Below are 17,362 nucleotides of genomic sequence, written 5' to 3' on the forward strand. Positions count from 1 at the left end.
GGGCCGTGAGCCTGCGCGACTACGCACGCAAGCGGCGCTTCGCCGACACGCCCGAGCCGGCAGACGATGCCGGGCGCGCAGGCGGCCGCGGCAGGCACCGCCCGATCTTCGTAGTGCAGCTGCACAATGCCCGTGCGCGGCACTACGACTTCCGGCTCGAGGCCGACGGTGCGCTCAAGAGCTGGGCGGTGCCGAAAGGACCGTCGCTGCGCGCGGGAGAGAAGCGGCTTGCGGTGCAGGTCGAGGACCATCCCCTGTCCTACGCCGGCTTCGAAGGCGAGATCCCGGAGGGAAACTACGGCGCCGGGCACGTGCTCGTGTTCGATCACGGCGTGTGGGCCTGTGAAGGCGACCCGCTTGAAGGCATCGCCGCGGGCAAGCTCGACTTCAGCCTGCATGGGTCCAAGCTGCGCGGTCAGTGGAAGCTGGTGCGCACCGGGATGCGCGGCGGACGCGGCGGCGGCAAGCCGCAATGGTTGCTGATCAAGCACAACGACGAATACGCGGCGGATGTGGAGGCCGACGATCTGGTGGAGGTCGAGCCGGGTCCGGAATCCTCAGCCGCGACCCGGCGGGTATGGGACTCCACCGAAGGCGAGCTGGTGGTGCCGAAGACGGCTGCAAAGCCGCACGCCACAAGCAGCCGTGCGACCACCAAGGCCCCGCCGAAGAATGCGCGCCGCAAGCCCCGCCGCAGCGACGCGACCTGGAAAAAACGCGCGCTCGCGCTGGAGGGCGCCAAGCCGCGTCCCTTCCCCCCCGGCTTCAAGCCCGAACTGGCCACGCTGCGCGAACACGCGCCCCGCGGCGACGACTGGCTGCACGAAGTCAAGTGGGACGGTTACCGCATGCTCGCCGATCTGGTCGACGGCAAGGTCAAGCTGCGCTCGCGCAACGACCTGGACTGGACGCCGGATTTCCCCGAGATCGTCGAAGCCATCGAGGCGCTGCCGGTCTCGGATGCACGCCTGGATGGCGAACTGGTGGCATTGGGCCCGGAAGGCGTGAGCGACTTCGCCCTGCTGCAGCGCACGCTGCAGGGCCGGTCCAACGCCTCTCTGCGCTACATGCTGTTCGACATGCCGGGCATTGCCGGCGTGGACCTGTCGCGCGCAGCGCTCGTGGAGCGCAAGGCGCTGCTCGAATCGCTGCTCGAACAGGCGGGCGGCGAAGCGCTGGCCTATAGCAGCCACGTGCTGGGTCACGGCGAAGAGGTGTTCGCGGCCAGCGCCACCCAGGGGCTGGAAGGCATCATCGCCAAGCGCCTCGATGCGCCGTATTCGCAAACGCGCAATGCGCAGTGGGTGAAGGTCAAGCACGCACAGGGCGACGAGTTCGTGGTGGTGGGCTATACCGCGCCGCGCGGTGCGCGCACCGCCTTCGGTGCGTTGCTGATGGCGGTGCCGGATCAGGACGGGCTGCGCTATGTTGGCCGGGTCGGCACCGGCTACAACGACGAGACCCTGCGCGCGTTGCACGCGAAGCTGCAGCCGCTGCGGCGCAAGACCGCGACGGTGGAGCTTCCCGATCACCTGCCGCACGACAAGCGCGACCGCGGCAATATCCACTGGGTGCGACCGCAGCTAGTCGTCGAAGTCGCCTATCGCGGCTGGGGCAAGGACGGCCTGCTGCGCCAGGCCAGCTTCCAGCGCATCCGCATCGACAAGACCGTGGAGGACCTGATGGCCACCGCCAAGGCAAGCAAGGCCATGCAGAAGGCGACAAAAAAAGCGGCCGTCGCCCGATCCAGGCAAGCTGCCGCTCCTGCGAAGGCCGCGAAAGCCGCGAAAGCCGCGAAACCGGCGTCGAAACCCGCTGCGCGCCGTGCCGGAGCTTCGCCACAGGTCCAGATCAGCAGTCGCGACCGGGTCGTGTTCCCCGATGCCGGCATCACCAAGGGCGAAGTGGCCGACTATTACACCGCGATCGCCGGGCACATCCTTCCGGATCTCGCGAACCGGCCGCTGTCGATCGTACGTTGCCCCGATGGCGCCGCGGGTACCTGCTTTTTCCAGAAACACCATGCAGGCACGCTCGGGCCGCATGTGCACGCGATCAGGCTCAAGGAGAAGAGCGGCGCCGACGATTACCTGTATATCGATGATGCCGACGGCCTGCTCGAACTGGTGCAGATGAACGTGCTGGAGTTCCATCCCTGGGGCGCGCACGTGGACAAACCCGAGCAGCCGGACACGATGGTGTTCGACCTGGACCCCGGGCCCGGAATCGAATGGAAGCAAGTCGTTGCGGCGGCGCGCGATGTACGCGCGCGATTGGAAGACGCAGGACTGCAAAGCTTCGTGCGGCTGACCGGCGGCAAGGGTTTGCACGTGGTCGTGCCGATCCGGCGCGGCCCGACGTGGGATGCGGTCAAGGATTTCACCGGCGCGTTCGCCGAGGCCATGGCCACGCACAAGCCGCTGCACTACGTCGCCACCATGAGCAAGGCCAAGCGCAACGACCGGATCTTCATCGACTGGCTGCGCAACGGCCGCGGGGCCACCAGCGTGTGCGGCTGGTCGCTGCGCGCGCGCGCCGGCGCCCCGGTCGCCGTGCCGATCCGCTGGGAGGAGCTCGGGCGTGTCGGCGCACCACCCGCCTTCGGCCTGCACAAAGCGCTCAGGCGCGCGAAGACGTTGAAGCAGGATCCATGGGAGGACTACTTCGCCTGCAAGCAGGCATTGCCCAAGCTGCGCTGAAGCCCGCATCCGTCGCGCCCAAGACTGTTCGTGCGCCTCGCCCGTTGCGGACTGCGCGCGCTTCCTCCCGATCTCGCCCGCATTCCGACCGACGACGCGTGCATCTCGTGATCGCGACCGTTCGTCGGCATCGAGGCATTCTTCGCAGGAACAGGTTGCATAACGATTTGCGCGAGCGTATCGTGCGCGCCCTTCGTCCTTGCGACGACGTGTACAACACACACCTAGAGCCATGACGCATTCCTTCCACATCGCAAACCTGCTCGATCTGCGGCGCGCACGCCGCGGCCTGGCAGCGCGCGTGCCCGCGTATCGCCCGACCGTCGGCGATCGCAAGGAACTGCGGCCCACCATCAGCTGATCTTTCGCCTACGGAAGATCGGCACCCGATCTTCCGAGGACACGCGAACGCCCTCGGATCCTGTCCGGGGGCTTTTTTTGCGCGTTCGCGAATGGAGTTGGTTCAAGAAATCTGCCGACACGATCCGCATCCCAGGCATCCGGGCATCGACTGCCCGCAGGAAGGGATTTCCGCTGTGAGGCGCTGCTGCTGCATGCAGCATGAGGCGCTGTGCCCCGATGCCGGGCACGGGCGGCGGGCGGGTTCGCGTCGGCGACGGAATTGACGCCGGTTTGGCGTCAATACGGAGCATCGTTCGAATGGCTTCCAGCGGCTCGGGCTCGCACGCCCGGCCGGTGCGCGCGGCGCTGCCGTGGCGTATGCCCGGAGCCGGGAGAGATGTTTCGAGCGGACGAAAGCTCAGAGGTTGAGCAGCGGCACGAGCCGTTGGCCGCCGGTTCGAATCCGGCTCGTCCACCACTGGATAGCTCAGAGGGTTAGAGCATCGGTCTCATAAACCGACTGTCGCGGGTTCGACTCCCGCTCCAACAACGACCTGTCACGTCGTTAACCGGGCGCAAGCCCATACCAGGAAACGCCCCGTGCGGCGTTTCGCCAGGCATCGCGCTTCGGTGTGGTGCGCAACGGAACGCCGCAGCGGTGATATCGCCGGGCCCGCGCCCTCGAGGCAGGCCGGCGGTCGCAGGACACGCGAAAGCGGCAGCAGCAATGCCGCGGATGCGTCGAACGCGATCGCCGCCCTGCGGACAGCACGCCGGCTCCGCGGTATCCACGTCAGGGGCGCTTCCACCCATTCCTTTGCCCGCTTCGACTTTGGAGCGTGCACCGCGAGACCCGATCCATCGCGCGTATTACCAAGCGGATCGGACCACCAGAGCCAACCAAGGAGAACTTCCAATGTTCTGGACCAAGAGGGTCGTGATCGGTGACGGCGAGCGCGGCCTGGTGTATCGCAACCGTCAATTCGCAGGCGTGCTCGCGCCGGGCGTGTACCGCTGGTTCGACCCGTTCAAGCGGGTCGAGGTGGCGATGCACGGCATTGCCAAGGCGGAATACGCCGGCAGCGATGCCGATGCGCTGATCGCCGCACTGGGCGAGAGGCTCGGCGAGAGCTTCGTGCTGGCCAACCTCGGCATGGATGAAGTCGGTCTGGTGCTGAAGAACGGCAAGCTCGAGGACGTGCTCGCTCCGGGGTCGCGCAAGCTGTACTGGAAGGGCCTGGTGGCCGTCGACGTGCAGACCGCGTCGCTCGCGAACGGTCTCGAGGTCGAGGCCGCCGTGGTCAAGCGTCTGCGTCAGCTCGGCGTGCTCGAGCGCATCACCGTGTCGCTGGTCGTGCCGGAAGAGAATGCCGGCCTGTTGTTCATCGACGGAAAGCTGGTGCGCACTCTGGCACCGGGCGCCTATGCCTTCTGGAACTTCCAGAAGAACGTGGGCGTGGAGCTGGTCGAGCTACGCGTGCAGTCGATGGAAGTCTCGGGCCAGGAGCTGTTGACCCGCGACAAGGTCAGCCTGCGCGTGAACCTCGCCGCGAGCATCCGCGTCGCCGATCCGGTGGCCGCGCGCACCAAGGTCGCCAAGTATGGCGACTACGTGTACCGCGAGCTGCAGTACGGCCTGCGCAAGGCGATTTCCGCCAAGACGCTGGACGAGCTGCTCGGCGACAAGGCTTCGCTCGACGCCGACATCTTCGGCTACGTGCGCGGCCGCGTCAGCGACCTCGGTGTCGACGTGCTCGGCGTCGGCGTCAAGGACGTGATCCTGCCGGGCGAGATGAAGGACATCCTCAACAGCGTCGTGCAGGCGGAGAAGGCGGCCCAGGCCAACGTGATCCGTCGTCGCGAGGAGGCGAACGCCACGCGTTCGTTGCTGAACACGGCGAAGCTGATCGAGGAGAGCCCGGTGCTCATGCGTTTGAAGGAGCTGGAGGCTCTGGAGAAGGTCACCGAGAAGATCGACAAGTTGACCGTGTTCGGCGGCCTGGACGGCGTCATGAAGCAGCTGGTCAGCTTGAAGCAGTAATCTTCGCGTGGCGAACGGATTCGCCGCGCGGAGTCTTATCCTAAGAAGGGATTCCACATGAGTACGCAACAGACCTACGAGTTTCTCCATTCGGAGCACGCGACCACGCCGATAAAGGGCTGGGTGCACGGCGTGCCGGTAGAGGACAAGGCGCGGCAGCAGCTGCGCAACATCGCCACGCTGCCGTTCGTCGGTCCGTGGGTCGCGGTGATGCCCGACGTGCACCTGGGCATCGGTGCCACGGTCGGTTCGGTCGTGCCGACCAGAGGTGCGATCATCCCGGCCGCGGTCGGCGTCGACATCGGCTGCGGCATGGCCGCGGTGCGGACCACGCTTACGGCGAACGACCTGCCCGACGACCTAGCGCTGCTGCGTAGCTCCATCGAGCGCAGCATCCCGGTCGGCAACGGCCCGGGCGGCGACCACCGCCGGATTCCCGACAGCGTCGAAACGAAGCTGGCGCAGTCGGACCTGATGGCGCGACTCGCGGTGATCCGCGACAAGCACCCGAAGATCCGCCCGGACAAGGTCGACAAGCAGATCGGCACGCTCGGCGGCGGCAACCACTTCATTGAGATCTGTCTCGACGAGGCCGATCGCGTGTGGGTGATGCTGCACTCGGGCTCGCGCGGCACCGGCAACCTGGTCGGCACCTACTTCATCGAGCTGGCGCGTCGCCAGCTGGAGAAGCGCGTGCTCGGCTTCCATCTGCCGGACAAGGACCTCGCGTTCTTCCTCGAAGGCGAGCCGCTGTTCGACGACTACGTCGCTGCGGTGTCGTGGGCGCAGGACTACGCGCGGGCCAACCGCGAGGCGATGATGGCGCGGGTGCTGCACGAGATGCGCCATCGCCTGCCGAAGTTCCAGCTGGACAAGGAGGCGGTGAACTGCCACCACAACTACGTCCAGCGCGAGGACCACTTCGGACAATCGCTTCTGGTGACCCGCAAGGGCGCGGTCAGCGCGCGCGAGGGCGAACTCGGGATCATCCCGGGCAGCATGGGCGCACGCAGTTACATCGTGCGCGGCAAGGGCAACGCGGACAGCTTCCACAGCTGCAGCCACGGCGCCGGCCGCGTGATGAGCCGTACCGCGGCGCGTGCGCAGATCACGCTGAAGCAGCATCGCGAGGCCACCGCCCATGTCGAATGCCGCAAGGACGCGGGCGTGATCGACGAATCGCCGGCCGCCTACAAGGACATCGACGCGGTGATGGCGGCGCAACGCGACCTGGTGGACGTGGTGCATACCTTGCGACAGGTGGTATGCATCAAGGGTTGATTGCATCGACCACGCATGGCTTGGGCCGCCCGGAGACGGGCGGCTTTTTTCGGCGCGCAACGAGCGACGGAATCGACCCGCCCGGCATGATGTCGTCAGCGGCTGACCATTCTGCAACCCAGATCCACGATCTTGTGTTGACGGAACCATACAACCCCATTATCTTGGGTTCGTCGGTTTCGGTGGCCTGCAAGTCGCCGGATGAAAAGGGAAGCCGGTGACGCCGTCGTCAGCGACGTTGGCCATTCCGGCACTGCCCCGCAGCGGTAACTGGGAACGAACCCGCCATGAGCACTGAGGCAACACGCCCCGGGAAGCGGCGGACTAGGAGGAAGCCCGAGGCTTCCGCGCCCATGAGTCCGAAGACCTGCCGACAGCCGCGCGATGCACGCCGCGCGGTGCCGGCCGCGGAATCTCCGGGGGGAGATGGCTGGTGGAGCACGCCGGCCGCAGCCCCCCTGCGCAGTCCCGGTTGTTGCGACGCCGCTGTCCGACCTTGTCGTTTCCGATGCCATCCGCGCCTGCGAGGGACAGGTCCGGACCCGTGCATCCCGCATGGAGACGACCCGATGCCTCATACCGGCATGCCCCAGACCAACGCAGCCGTGGCCGATGCCGTGGTTGATTCCGAATTTCTGCTCACCCCTCCGCCCACCGCCACCACGATGCGCGTGACCAAGCGCAACGGCGCCAGCGAGGCCGTGGACCTCAACAAGATCGTGCGCGCGGTCACCCGCGCTGCCGACGGCCTGCACGCGGTCGAGCCGATGCGCGTGGCCACGCGCACGATTTCCGGCCTGTACGACGGCGCCACCACGCGCGAACTGGATGAACTGTCGATCCGCACCGCGGCGCTGTTGACCGGCGAGGAACCCGAATATGGCCGCCTGGCCGCGCGCCTGCTCGCCGCAGTGATCGCCAAGGAAGTCTCAGGTCAGGAAATCCACGCCTTCTCGCAGTCGATCGCGCGCGGCCACGAAGTAGGTCTGATCAACGACCGCCTGCTCGGCTTCGTCCAGGCCAACGCGCGCAAGCTCAACGATGCGATCGACGTATCGCTGGACCGGCACTTCGACTACTTCGGCCTGCGCACCCTGTACGACCGCTACCTGTTGCGCCATCCGCATACGCGCAAGGTGGTCGAGACCCCGCAGCAGTTCTTCCTGCGCATCGCCTGCGCGCTGAGCGAAGACGTACCCGAGGCGCTGGCGCTATACCAGCGCATGGGCAACCTGGACTACCTGCCCAGCTCGCCCACGCTGTTCAACGGCGGGACCACGCACGAGCAGCTGTCCAGCTGCTTTCTGCTCGATTCGCCGCAGGATTCGCTGGAATCGATCTACCAGAAGTACGGCGACATCGCGCAACTGTCCAAGTTCAGCGGCGGCATCGGCGTCAGCTACACCCGCGTGCGTTCGCGTGGCTCGCTGATCAGGTCCACCAACGGCCACTCCAACGGCATCGTGCCGTGGCTGAAGACGCTCGACTCCTCGGTCGCGGCGGTCAACCAGGGCGGCAAGCGCAAGGGCGCGGCCTGCGTCTACCTGGAGCCCTGGCACGCCGACGTGGAGGAATTCCTGGAACTGCGCGACAACACCGGCGACGAGGCGCGGCGCACCCACAACCTCAACCTCGCAAACTGGGTGCCGGACCTGTTCATGCGGCGCGTGGAAGCCGACGCGGAATGGTCGCTGTTCGATCCGCGCGTGGTGCCGGAGTTGGTCGATCTGTTCGGAGCGGATTTCGAACGCGCCTACGAGCAGGCCGAAACGCAGGGCAAGGCGGTCAAATCGATCAGGGCGCGCGAACTCTACGCACGGATGATGCGCACCCTGGCCCAGACCGGCAACGGCTGGATGACCTTCAAGGACAAGTGCAACCGCGCCAGTAATCAGACCGCCAAACCCGGCAACGTGATCCATCTGTCGAACCTGTGCACCGAGATCCTGGAAGTCACCTCGGCAGAGGAAACCGCGGTCTGCAACCTGGGATCGATCAACCTCTCGCGGCATTTCGACGCGGACGGCCGTTTCGATTTCGACAAGCTGGGCGAGACCGTGCAACTGGCGATCCGCCAGCTCGACCGCGTGATCGACCTGAACTTCTATCCGATCGAGTCGGCGCGCCGCGGCAACCTGCGCTGGCGTCCGGTCGGACTGGGCGTGATGGGCCTGCAGGACGTGTTCTTCAGGCTGCGCCTGCCCTTCGATAGCGAGGCCGCACGCAGGCTGTCCGCACGCATCGCCGAAGAGATCTACTTCCATGCGCTGGATGCATCCAACGAGTTGGCGATCGAACGCGGCAGGCATCCGGGCTTCGCCGAGACCCGCGCCGCGACCGGCGAGCTGCAGTTCGACGCCTGGGGCGTGGTGCCGGAGAACGCCACCCGCTGGGACGGCCTGCGCGCGCGCATCCAGGAACACGGCCTGCGCAACTCGCTGCTGGTCGCCATCGCACCCACCGCGACCATCGCCTCGATCGCCGGTTGCTACGAATGCGTCGAGCCGCAGACCAGCAACCTGTTCAAGCGCGAGACGCTGTCGGGCGACTTCCTGCAGGTCAACCGCTACCTGGTGGCCGAACTCAAGCAGCTCGGACTGTGGACCGCGGAGATGCGCGATGCCATCAAGCACGCCGAAGGCTCGATCCAGGCCATCACGCGAATCCCGCAGGCACTGCGCGAGGTGTACCGCACCACTTGGGAAATCCCGATGCGCGCGCTGATCGACATGGCCGCCGGCCGCGGTGCGTACATCGACCAGTCGGCCTCGCTCAACCTGTTCATGGAAAATCCGAGCATCGGCGCGCTGTCGTCGATGTACATGTACGCGTGGAAGCAGGGAATCAAGACCACCTATTACCTGCGCTCGCGCCCGGCGACCAGGATCGCCAAGGCCACGGTGGCGGACGGCCCGCAGCCAAAGGTGGAACTTTCCCTCACTGACGCCGTTGCATGTTCGCTGGAAAACCCCGAGTCCTGCGAGGCCTGCCAGTAGCGAAGAAAGAGCCCCGCTCCTCTCGGGAGAGGGGTTGGGGGTGCGGGTTCGGCGGAGCGAAATGCACTGCCACACCTCGAACCCTTCGACGAACAGGCGGCCGGAAGCTTCATCGCTCTGCCGAACCCTCATCCGCCCTTCGGGCACCTTCTCCCGAAGGGAGAAGGGACATCACAAAGCGAGACGACAATGTCCACGCACCATCAGTCCCTGCTCGATCCCGGCTTCGAACTCACCCTGCGCCCGATGCGCTATCCGCAGTTCTACGAGATGTACCGCAACGCCATCCGCAACACCTGGACGGTGGAGGAAGTGGATTTCTCGCTGGATACCAACGACCTCAAGCACAAGTTCGGGCCGGCCGAGCGCCATCTGGTCGAACGGCTGGTGGCGTTTTTCGCCACCGGCGACTCGATCGTGGCCAACAATCTGGTGCTCAACCTGTACCAGCACATCAATGCGCCCGAGGCGCGCATGTACCTGTCGCGGCAGCTGTACGAGGAAGCGCTGCACGTGCAGTTCTACCTGACCCTGCTCGATACCTACCTGCCCGACCCGAACGAACGCGCCAGGGCCTTCGCCGCGGTCGACAACATTCCTTCCATCCGCAGGAAGGCCGGGTTCTGCTTCAAGTGGATCGATTCGCTGCAGGGCCTGCAGCGGATCGAAACCCGTGAGCAGCGGCAGCAGTTCCTGCTCAACCTGATCTGCTTCGCCTGCTGCATCGAAGGCCTGTTCTTCTTCGGCGCCTTCGCCTACGTCTACTACCTGCGCTCGCGAGGGCTGCTCCACGGCCTGGCCTCGGGCACCAATTGGGTGTTCCGCGACGAAAGCGCGCATATGGCCTTCGCCTTCGAGGTGATCCGCACCGTGCGCGAGGAGGAGCCGGACCTGTTCGACGACGAGCTGCGCACACGGGTGGTGCAGATGATGGGCGAGGCGGTCGAATGCGAGTATGCCTTCGCCGAGGACACCCTGTCCGGCGGCGTGGCGGGCCTGTCGCTCAAGGACATGCGCGAATACCTGCAGTACTGCGCCGATCAGCGGATGGCGCAGCTGGGTATGCCGAAGCATTTCGGCTCGCGCAACCCGTTCCCGTTCATGGATCTGCAGGATGTGCAGGAACTGACCAACTTTTTCGAGCGGCGGGTGTCGGCCTACCAGGTCGGCGTGCAGGGCGAGGTCGGGTTCGACCACGCGTTCTGATAGGCGCGGCCGACCGGGACGCCGCTGCCCGAAGCCCGCGACCTCACGGCAGCGAGGGTCCCCCGCAAGTCGCAACCCGCATCGGGTCGCCAGATGCGGCTATGGCTGCTTGGAGAAGCGCCAGCGACGCAGGCCGTCCATAGCCCAGGTGAGCGCGACGCAGGCGACCGCCGTGGCGACCCAGCCGCTTGCGCCCGTACCGAAGGCATCGAGTGCGGCCAGCCAGTCGCGCCCGAACAACACCACGACCACCAGCGCGCCCAGTGCCATCACCGCGATCAGCGCGCGCACCAGGGCCTGCTCCAGGCGCGTGTCGAGCCGGGCGGCGCGCAGGCCGCGTTCGGCGAGCGCGGCCACGGTGTAGGCGAAATTGCTGGGAAGGCGGTCGGGCTGCGGTTGGCGCAGGGCACGCGCCACCCGGCGGTATGCGGCGACGTCCGGATCGCCCGCAAGCTCGCTCCGTTCATCGCGCAGCGCTTGTTCCTGCAGCTGCCATTTGCGTTCGAAGGCGTCGGTGCCCGGTCGGGGATGCTTGGCGTTCATGCGGCGGCTCCTACTTCGGCCAGACCCATCCGCGGCGCGAGCAGATCGCGCAACAGCTTGCGGCTGCGGAACAGGTGGCTCTTGATGCTGTTCTCGGGCAGTTCGGTGATGCGTGAAATCTCGCCGATCGGCAGTTCTTCCAGGTGGTACAGCGTGAGCAGCGTGCGCTGCAGCGGCGGCAGGGTTTCGATCGCGGCATGCAGGTGCTGGTCGATCTCGGCGCCGGCGACGCTGGTCTCCAGATCGAAATCGTCGGCCACGCTCTCGGCCAGCGACGGCCCATCGGCGGGCGATTCGGCGATCGGCACCCGCTTGCGTTCCAGGTGCCGCTTCGCCATCGAATAGGCCACCTGCCCGATCCAGCCGCTCAATGCCCGTTCGCCGCGGTACTGGTGCAGGCACTGGTGCACGCGCAGGAAGGTTTCCTGGCACAGGTCGCGGGCATCCTCCGGGTTGCGGACCATGCGCTGGACGATATGCCAGCACAGACCCTGATACTGGCGCACGAGGCGTTCGAACGCGCCCGGGGCGTTGCCCAGCACGGCCGCGACCAGGGCGCGGTCTTCCTCGATGGTGGTGGCTGCACTCACAGCGGCAGGGATACGCCTGTGGGGCGCCCGGTTGCAAGCCCGATGCGACGGAGGCCCTGCAACCGCCGACGAACCCGCCGTATCCCTGTCACCGAACCCCAACCACGGCCACCGCCATGAACCTCGAATTCCTGATCCCCATCGTGCTGTTCGTCTGCATTACCTACGCCATCAAGGCGGTGGTCGACGCCCGCGTCCGCCGCCAGATGGTCGAATCCAACGGCTCCCAGGAGCTGGTCCGTTCGATCGTCGAGAGCGAGGAAGCCCGCCGCCGCCACGGCTCGCTGCGCTGGGGCGTGGTGCTGGTGGCGCTGGGCATCGGCTTCACCGCGATCTCGGCCCAGGGTCTGGACCAGATCACCCCGGCGACCTTGGCGATCCTGCTGATCGCGACCGGCCTGGGCAACCTGGCCTACTTCCTGCTGGCGCGGAAGCTGGCGGCCTGAAACGCACAACCTGGCGGGCGGATGGCACTTCGGTCCTGTCTGCCCAGTGCCGCAAAAGAACCATGACGTTCCGATCGCATCAGGCCATTCAATCCAGCGTCCGCAGGGTCACCGCCGGCGGCGTGTCCAGCACGCGCCGGGTGACCCAGAGCCCGGCAACCAGCGCCGCGAGCATGCCCAGCCCGCCGCCGGCCAACGCCAGCTGCCAGTTCGGCTCCCACGGCAGGTCGAACACGCGAATGGCGACCACACCCGACAGCACCGAGGCGGCGACCGCGGCGACCAGGCCCGACAGCAGGCCGATCGCCGCGAACTCCGAGGCCTGGGCCAGGCGCAGCTGCCGGCGGCTACCACCGAGCACGCGCATCACGCCGGCCTCGAGCAGGCGTTCGTCCTGGCTGGCGCTCACCGCGGCCAGCAGCACCAGCACCCCCGCGGCGAACGAGAACCAAAACACCACCTGCACCACCTTCGAGACCTGGTCTCCGGTGGCGCGCACCTGCTTGAGCACCGCGTCCACGTCGATCACCGACAGGTTCGGAAAACGCTGCACCAGCTCGGCGGTGAAGCGTGGCCTGGTGTCCGGCACGCTGACCGCGGTGATGTAGCTGGCCGGATAACCGGCCAGCGCGCCGGGCGAGGCCAGGACGAAGAAGTTCGGGCGGAAGCTCTCCCATTCCACGCTGCGCAGACTGGTGATCGTGCCGCTCAGTGTCTGCCCGGCGACGTCGAAGCCGATGCGGTCCCCGAGCTTCCAGCCCAGCGATTCGGCGAAGCGCTCTTCCACCGAAAACTCGGTGCGCGCCGGCGTCCCGGACCAGAACCGGCCGGCGACAACCTTGTTGTCATCGCGCAGCGTAGGCGCCGAAGACAGATTGAACTCGCGCTCGGCGCGCCTGCGCGCCTGGCGCGCGGCATCGGCGTCCTCGCCCCTGTCCTCGCCCCGGTCATAGTCCGCACCCGAAGTGGGCCGGCCGTTGCGCGCCACCAGGCGCGCACGCACCATCGGAACCAGGGCGGGTTCGCCCACGTCTTGTTGCGCGATGAAGGCGCGGACCGCCTGCACCTGGTCCTGCTGCACGTTGATGATGAAGCGGTTGGGCGCGTTCTCCGCCAGCTGCAGCTGCCAGCGATCGAGCAGATCGGTGCGCACGAAGGTCAACAGCAGCAATGCCATCAGCCCGAGTCCGAACGCGGACACCTGCGCGATGCTGGTGCCGGCACGGCGGCTGACGTTGGCCAGGCCGTAGCGCAGGCTGCCGCGCAGGCGCGAGCGCGCACGCCGCACGACCAGGATCAGTGCCCATGCCAGCAGCGCCAGCACGGCCAGCGTCGCAGCGATGCCCAGCAGCATCGCGCCGCCCAGCACCGCCGAACCGGCCTTCCACCACAGCAGGGCGGCCAGTCCGGCGAAGCCGGCGATCGCCACGACCCACGCGCTGGGCTCGGTCGGGTCCAGGTCGCGCCGCAACACGCGTAGCGCGGGCACGCGTCGCAGCGCAAGCACGGGCGGCGCACCGAAGGCGAGCAGCACCACCAGGCCGACGCCGTATCCCTGCAACGCCGGCCAGATCGAGGCTGGTGGGATCGAGAGCTGCAATTCCTGCGCCAGCCACGCCCCGACCGCCCATTGCAGGCCGAAGGCGATGGCAACGCCAATCGTGCAGGCGATCAGGCCGAGCAACAGCAGTTCGCCGACGTGCAGGGCCACCAACGTGCTTTGCACGGCGCCAAGGCAGCGCATCACCGCGACGCCGGAAAGATGGCGCTCGCTGTGGCGGCGCGCCGCCATCGCCACCGCGACCGCCGCCAGGATCACCGATACCAGCGCCGCGAGCCCAAGGAAGCGTCCGGCACGATCGAGCGCCGAACGCAGCTCAGGCCGGCTTTCGCCGATGGTCTCGAGCCGCTGCCCGCGCCCGAGGTTGGCGCGTGCGGTCGCGACGAAGCGCTCGACCGCCGCTGCCTGTCCGGCCGCGACCAGCCGGTAGCGCACGCGGCTGCCTTCCTGCACAAGGCCGGTGCTGGCGAGGTCGGCCAGGTTGAGGAAAACCTTGGGCGCGACATTGAAGTAATCGAAACCTGCGCCGGGTTCCTGCGTCACCAGCGCTACCAGCCGCAGCGAGGCATCGCCCAGCAGCACGGTATCGCCCGGCTTCGCGCCCAGCGTGTCGGCGCCGGTGCGGCTCATCCACACGGTGCCGGGCTGCGGGATCGCATCGGCGGCGCGCGTACCGCCGTCGACCTCGACAGTGAAACTGCCGCGCAGTGGATATCCAGCCCCGAGCGCCTGCAGCTCGCCCAGCCGCAGCGAGGCTCCATCGCTCGCGCGCGGCGACCCACTGCCTGCGACGCGCACCATGCTGTCGAGTTCGACCGTCTCGGCGCTGCGCAATCCCGGCACGTTCGCGGCCGCGCGCGCCGCACCGGCGATCGGCGCATCTGCGCGCAGCACCGCATCCCCGCCGAGGAGCTTGTTGGCCTCGATCGCGAGCGCGCGTTCGGCACGATCGGTGACGAAGCCCACGGCCGTGACCGCAACCACTGCCAGCACCAGGGCCGCGGCCAGGATCCGGATGTCGCCTGCGGCCATGTCGCGGCGCAGCTGCCGCCAGGCCAGGGCCAAGGTGCCGATACGCCGGCTCATGCGGCCTGTGCCGTGTCCGCCACCAGACGGCCGCCGTCCAGGCGCAGGGTGCGATGGCAGCGCTCGGCCAGGTGCTCGTCATGGGTGACCAGGACCAGGGTGGTGCCCGCCTGGCGGTTCATGTCGAACAGCAGTTCGATGATCCCTTGCCCGGTGCGGGTGTCGAGATTGCCGGTGGGTTCGTCGGCGAACAGCAGCGAAGGCCGGGTGACGAAGGCCCGCGCCAGGGCGACGCGCTGCTGCTCGCCGCCCGACAACTGCCGCGGATAATGACCCAGGCGCTCGGCCAGGCCGACCTGCTGCAGCATGCTCCGCGCCGGCGGTTCGGCATCGCCGTCGCCGCGCAGTTCCAGCGGCAGCATCACGTTCTCCAGCGCGGTCAGTGAGGGTAGCAGCTGGAAACTCTGGAACACGAAGCCCACCTTTTCGCCGCGCACGCGGGCACGGCCATCTTCATCGAGCTGCGAAAGCGGTTCGCCCGCCAGCACCACCGAACCGCTGCTGGGCGTGTCCAACCCGGCAAGCAGCGAAAGCAACGTGCTCTTGCCCGAACCCGACGGACCGACGATGGCGATGCTGTCGCCCTGGTCGATGCGGAACGACATCCCATCGAGGATCACGAGTTCGCCTGCAGGCATCGGCACGCGCTTGCCCAGTCGGTCGGCCTGCAACGCTGTCGTTTCGGTCATGGAAGCTGGCATCCTAAGTTCTGGACCTGTCTGCTGGCGGAGCGGCACCACGCCGTATCCGCCGGTGGTGGAGTGACGCATGAAAACACGATATGCGGCGACCCCCCGTCGCCTTCAATGGGCCATCGGTTGGGTTGCGCTGCTGCTGACGTGCGCGCTGCAGGCCCAGCCCGCTGCCCGGCCGGCATCGTTCGTCGCCACCGATCCGCGCACGGTGTTGGTGATGGGCGATTCGCTCTCGGCCGCGTACGGCCTGTCGGCGGCGCAGGGTTGGGTGGCGCTGACCGCGGAACGGATCGCAAAGCAACGCCCGGGCTGGCGCGTGGTCAATGCGAGCATCAGCGGCGAAACCACCGCCGGCGGCGCGGCGCGGATCGTCGATGCGGTGGTGCGCCATCGCCCGTCGGTGGTGGTGATCGAGCTGGGGGCCAACGATGCGCTGCGCGGCCTGCCGCTGCGCGAGACCCGGCGCAACCTTGCGCGCATGATCGGCGCCGCCCAGGGCATCGGGGCGAAGGTGCTGCTGGTGGGCATGCGCATTCCTCCCAACTACGGGCCCGCTTACACCATGGAATTCGAACGCGGATACCGGGAGCTGGCGCAGCGCTTCGGCACAACGCTGCTGCCCTTCCTGCTGCAGCCGATCGCTTCCGACCGCGGCAACTTCCAGGGCGACAACATGCACCCGGTCGCAGCCGCCCAGCCGCGCATCCGTGACCACGTGTGGCCGGCGCTGGAGCCGCTGCTGGACTGACCGGCGATCCGGCGGGGAGGCGGCGTTGCCGGTCCGCGCGTCCCGGCAGCGGCGCTCATCCGAAACCAGACGTGAACCGTTCGCCGGACCGGCCTGCAAACGCCCATCCCGGGAGCGCACAATCCCACGCAGGTTCCCTGTCAGGAGGACGCGACATGCTGGCGAAAATTCTGCTTCCCTGCCTGCTGATGGCGGCCCTCGCGCCCGACGCCGCTGCTGCGCAGCGACGCGTCACCGATCCGGAGGCGCCACGCAGCCTGCCGGTGGACGGCACGGTCGACGTGCGCTGGACCGATCCTGCGCAGTTCAGCGACATCCGCTACAGCACCAATCGCCATGAAGCCGAGCGCGGCGACTGGGTGGTGCAACTGGCCGAATACCTGCGGCAGCGCGCGCTGAAACGGCTGCCCACAGGCGAACGACTCGAGGTGGAGATCACCGACATCCGCCGCGCCGGCTCCTACGAGCCCTGGCACGGCCTGGCGATGAATGACGTGCGCATCCTGCGTGATCACTACCCGCCGCGGATGGAGCTGCACTTCCAGCGCATCGGCGCGGACGGACGCGTCATCGACGAAGGCGACCGCAAGCTGATGGACCCGGGTTACCTGATGGGCAGTTCCAGCTTCGGCAGCGATCCGCTGCGGTACGAGAAGGCGATGCTCGACCGCTGGCTCGTCACGGAACTTGGCGCCTCCACCCGCATCGCCGACCGCTAAGCCTTGACGGTTTACGTGGACGATGCGGTGACGCTCTGGCGGGGCCAGCGCTGGGCCCATCTGATGGCCGACACGCTGGACGAGCTGCACGCGTTCGCCGCCCGTCTGGGCATCCCGCGACGCGCCTTCCAGGACAAGCGCAGCGGCGCCCATTACGACGTCCATGCCGACCTGCGCAGCATCGCGCTGGCGCTGGGCGCCATGCCCATCTCGCGACACCGCGACCGCGCACTGCTCAAGTCGGTGATCGCGCAGGCCAAAGCCCAGGGACGCGGCGAAGCACCTTAGCGCCCGCCCATCGGGGCACTCGCGTACCAGCAAGCGATCAGGCATGCGCAGCACTGATGGCGCTCTCGCCAGGGCCTTCCACGCCTCCACGGCTACAATGCGACCTGCTCCAGCGCCTTGC

Annotated in this window: 14 protein-coding genes, 2 tRNA genes and 1 riboswitch; of the genes, 12 read left to right on the plus strand and 4 right to left on the minus strand. The window is 67.5% G+C overall.

All coding sequences use genetic code 11. The features are described from left to right. The first annotated feature begins 5 nt into the window (after positions 1–5). The 8 genes from ligD to MC380_RS12585 all read left to right on the plus strand — a co-directional run bounded on the left by ligD (position 6) and on the right by MC380_RS12585 (position 10,565). Positions 6–2,699, plus strand: coding sequence for a DNA ligase D (gene ligD, locus MC380_RS12555; protein WP_242165132.1), 2,694 nt, complete (start codon positions 6–8; stop codon positions 2,697–2,699). Positions 2,700–2,931: 232 nt separating this feature from the next. Continuing rightward, positions 2,932–3,060 carry a hypothetical protein gene (locus MC380_RS17945; RefSeq protein ID WP_277929274.1) on the plus strand — a complete coding sequence of 43 codons (129 nt, stop codon included), beginning with the start codon at positions 2,932–2,934 and terminating at the stop codon, positions 3,058–3,060. A 389-nt stretch (positions 3,061–3,449) separates the two neighbouring features. Next, positions 3,450–3,519, plus strand: a tRNA-OTHER gene (locus MC380_RS12560). Between the two features lies 1 nt (position 3,520). Continuing rightward, positions 3,521–3,588: transfer RNA gene (locus MC380_RS12565), tRNA-Ile, on the plus strand. Between the two features lie 369 nt (positions 3,589–3,957). Next, on the plus strand, positions 3,958–5,082 hold the full coding sequence (locus MC380_RS12570; protein ID WP_242165134.1) for a slipin family protein: 1,125 nt from the start codon (positions 3,958–3,960) through the stop codon (positions 5,080–5,082). Between the two features lie 57 nt (positions 5,083–5,139). Next, entirely contained in the window at positions 5,140–6,363 is a 1,224-nt protein-coding gene (locus MC380_RS12575; protein ID WP_242165136.1) for an RtcB family protein, read from the plus strand. Between the two features lie 157 nt (positions 6,364–6,520). Beyond that, a riboswitch (cobalamin riboswitch) is annotated at positions 6,521–6,753 on the plus strand. Between the two features lie 194 nt (positions 6,754–6,947). Further along, entirely contained in the window at positions 6,948–9,359 is a 2,412-nt protein-coding gene (locus tag MC380_RS12580) for a ribonucleoside-diphosphate reductase subunit alpha (RefSeq protein WP_242165137.1), read from the plus strand. 189 nt (positions 9,360–9,548) lie between these two features. After that, entirely contained in the window at positions 9,549–10,565 is a 1,017-nt protein-coding gene (locus tag MC380_RS12585; protein WP_242101706.1) for a ribonucleotide-diphosphate reductase subunit beta, read from the plus strand. Between the two features lie 99 nt (positions 10,566–10,664). Here MC380_RS12585 and MC380_RS12590 read toward each other — a convergent pair whose 3' ends face one another. Both MC380_RS12590 and MC380_RS12595 read right to left on the minus strand, forming a co-directional pair. Continuing rightward, a complete protein-coding gene (locus MC380_RS12590; RefSeq protein ID WP_242165139.1) occupies positions 10,665–11,108 on the minus strand; it encodes a hypothetical protein in 444 nt (147 codons plus the stop codon). Beyond that, entirely contained in the window at positions 11,105–11,698 is a 594-nt protein-coding gene (locus MC380_RS12595) for a sigma-70 family RNA polymerase sigma factor (RefSeq protein ID WP_242165142.1), read from the minus strand. Before MC380_RS12595 ends, MC380_RS12590 begins: the two co-directional genes overlap by 4 nt. A gap of 116 nt (positions 11,699–11,814) precedes the next feature. Between MC380_RS12595 and MC380_RS12600 the strand changes: the two genes are divergently transcribed. Continuing rightward, positions 11,815–12,144, plus strand: a complete 330-nt coding sequence (locus tag MC380_RS12600; RefSeq protein WP_242165144.1) for a DUF6249 domain-containing protein — start codon at positions 11,815–11,817, stop codon at positions 12,142–12,144. An 88-nt stretch (positions 12,145–12,232) separates the two neighbouring features. On the opposite strand, the gene MC380_RS12605 is transcribed toward MC380_RS12600, so the two are convergent. Next, positions 12,233–14,791, minus strand: a complete 2,559-nt coding sequence (locus tag MC380_RS12605; RefSeq protein WP_242165145.1) for an FtsX-like permease family protein — start codon at positions 14,789–14,791, stop codon at positions 12,233–12,235. After that, entirely contained in the window at positions 14,788–15,480 is a 693-nt protein-coding gene (locus MC380_RS12610; protein WP_242165147.1) for an ABC transporter ATP-binding protein, read from the minus strand. Before MC380_RS12610 ends, MC380_RS12605 begins: the two co-directional genes overlap by 4 nt. Positions 15,481–15,559: 79 nt before the next feature. Between MC380_RS12610 and MC380_RS12615 the strand changes: the two genes are divergently transcribed. From MC380_RS12615 to MC380_RS12625, 3 genes are all read left to right on the plus strand, one after another. After that, positions 15,560–16,234 (plus strand): arylesterase, encoded by a 675-nt coding sequence (locus tag MC380_RS12615; RefSeq protein WP_242165149.1) that lies wholly within the window; start codon positions 15,560–15,562, stop codon positions 16,232–16,234. Between the two features lie 188 nt (positions 16,235–16,422). Beyond that, the gene (locus MC380_RS12620) at positions 16,423–16,953 is read left to right on the plus strand and encodes a DUF3016 domain-containing protein (protein WP_242165361.1); all 531 of its coding nucleotides are present in this window, start codon (positions 16,423–16,425) and stop codon (positions 16,951–16,953) included. Positions 16,954–16,956: 3 nt separating this feature from the next. Further along, entirely contained in the window at positions 16,957–17,241 is a 285-nt protein-coding gene (locus MC380_RS12625) for a DUF4031 domain-containing protein (protein WP_242101713.1), read from the plus strand. Positions 17,242–17,362: the final 121 nt, after the last annotated feature.

This window comes from Lysobacter sp. M15 (assembly GCF_022662515.1).
Classification (GTDB): domain Bacteria; phylum Pseudomonadota; class Gammaproteobacteria; order Xanthomonadales; family Xanthomonadaceae; genus JAKPBU01.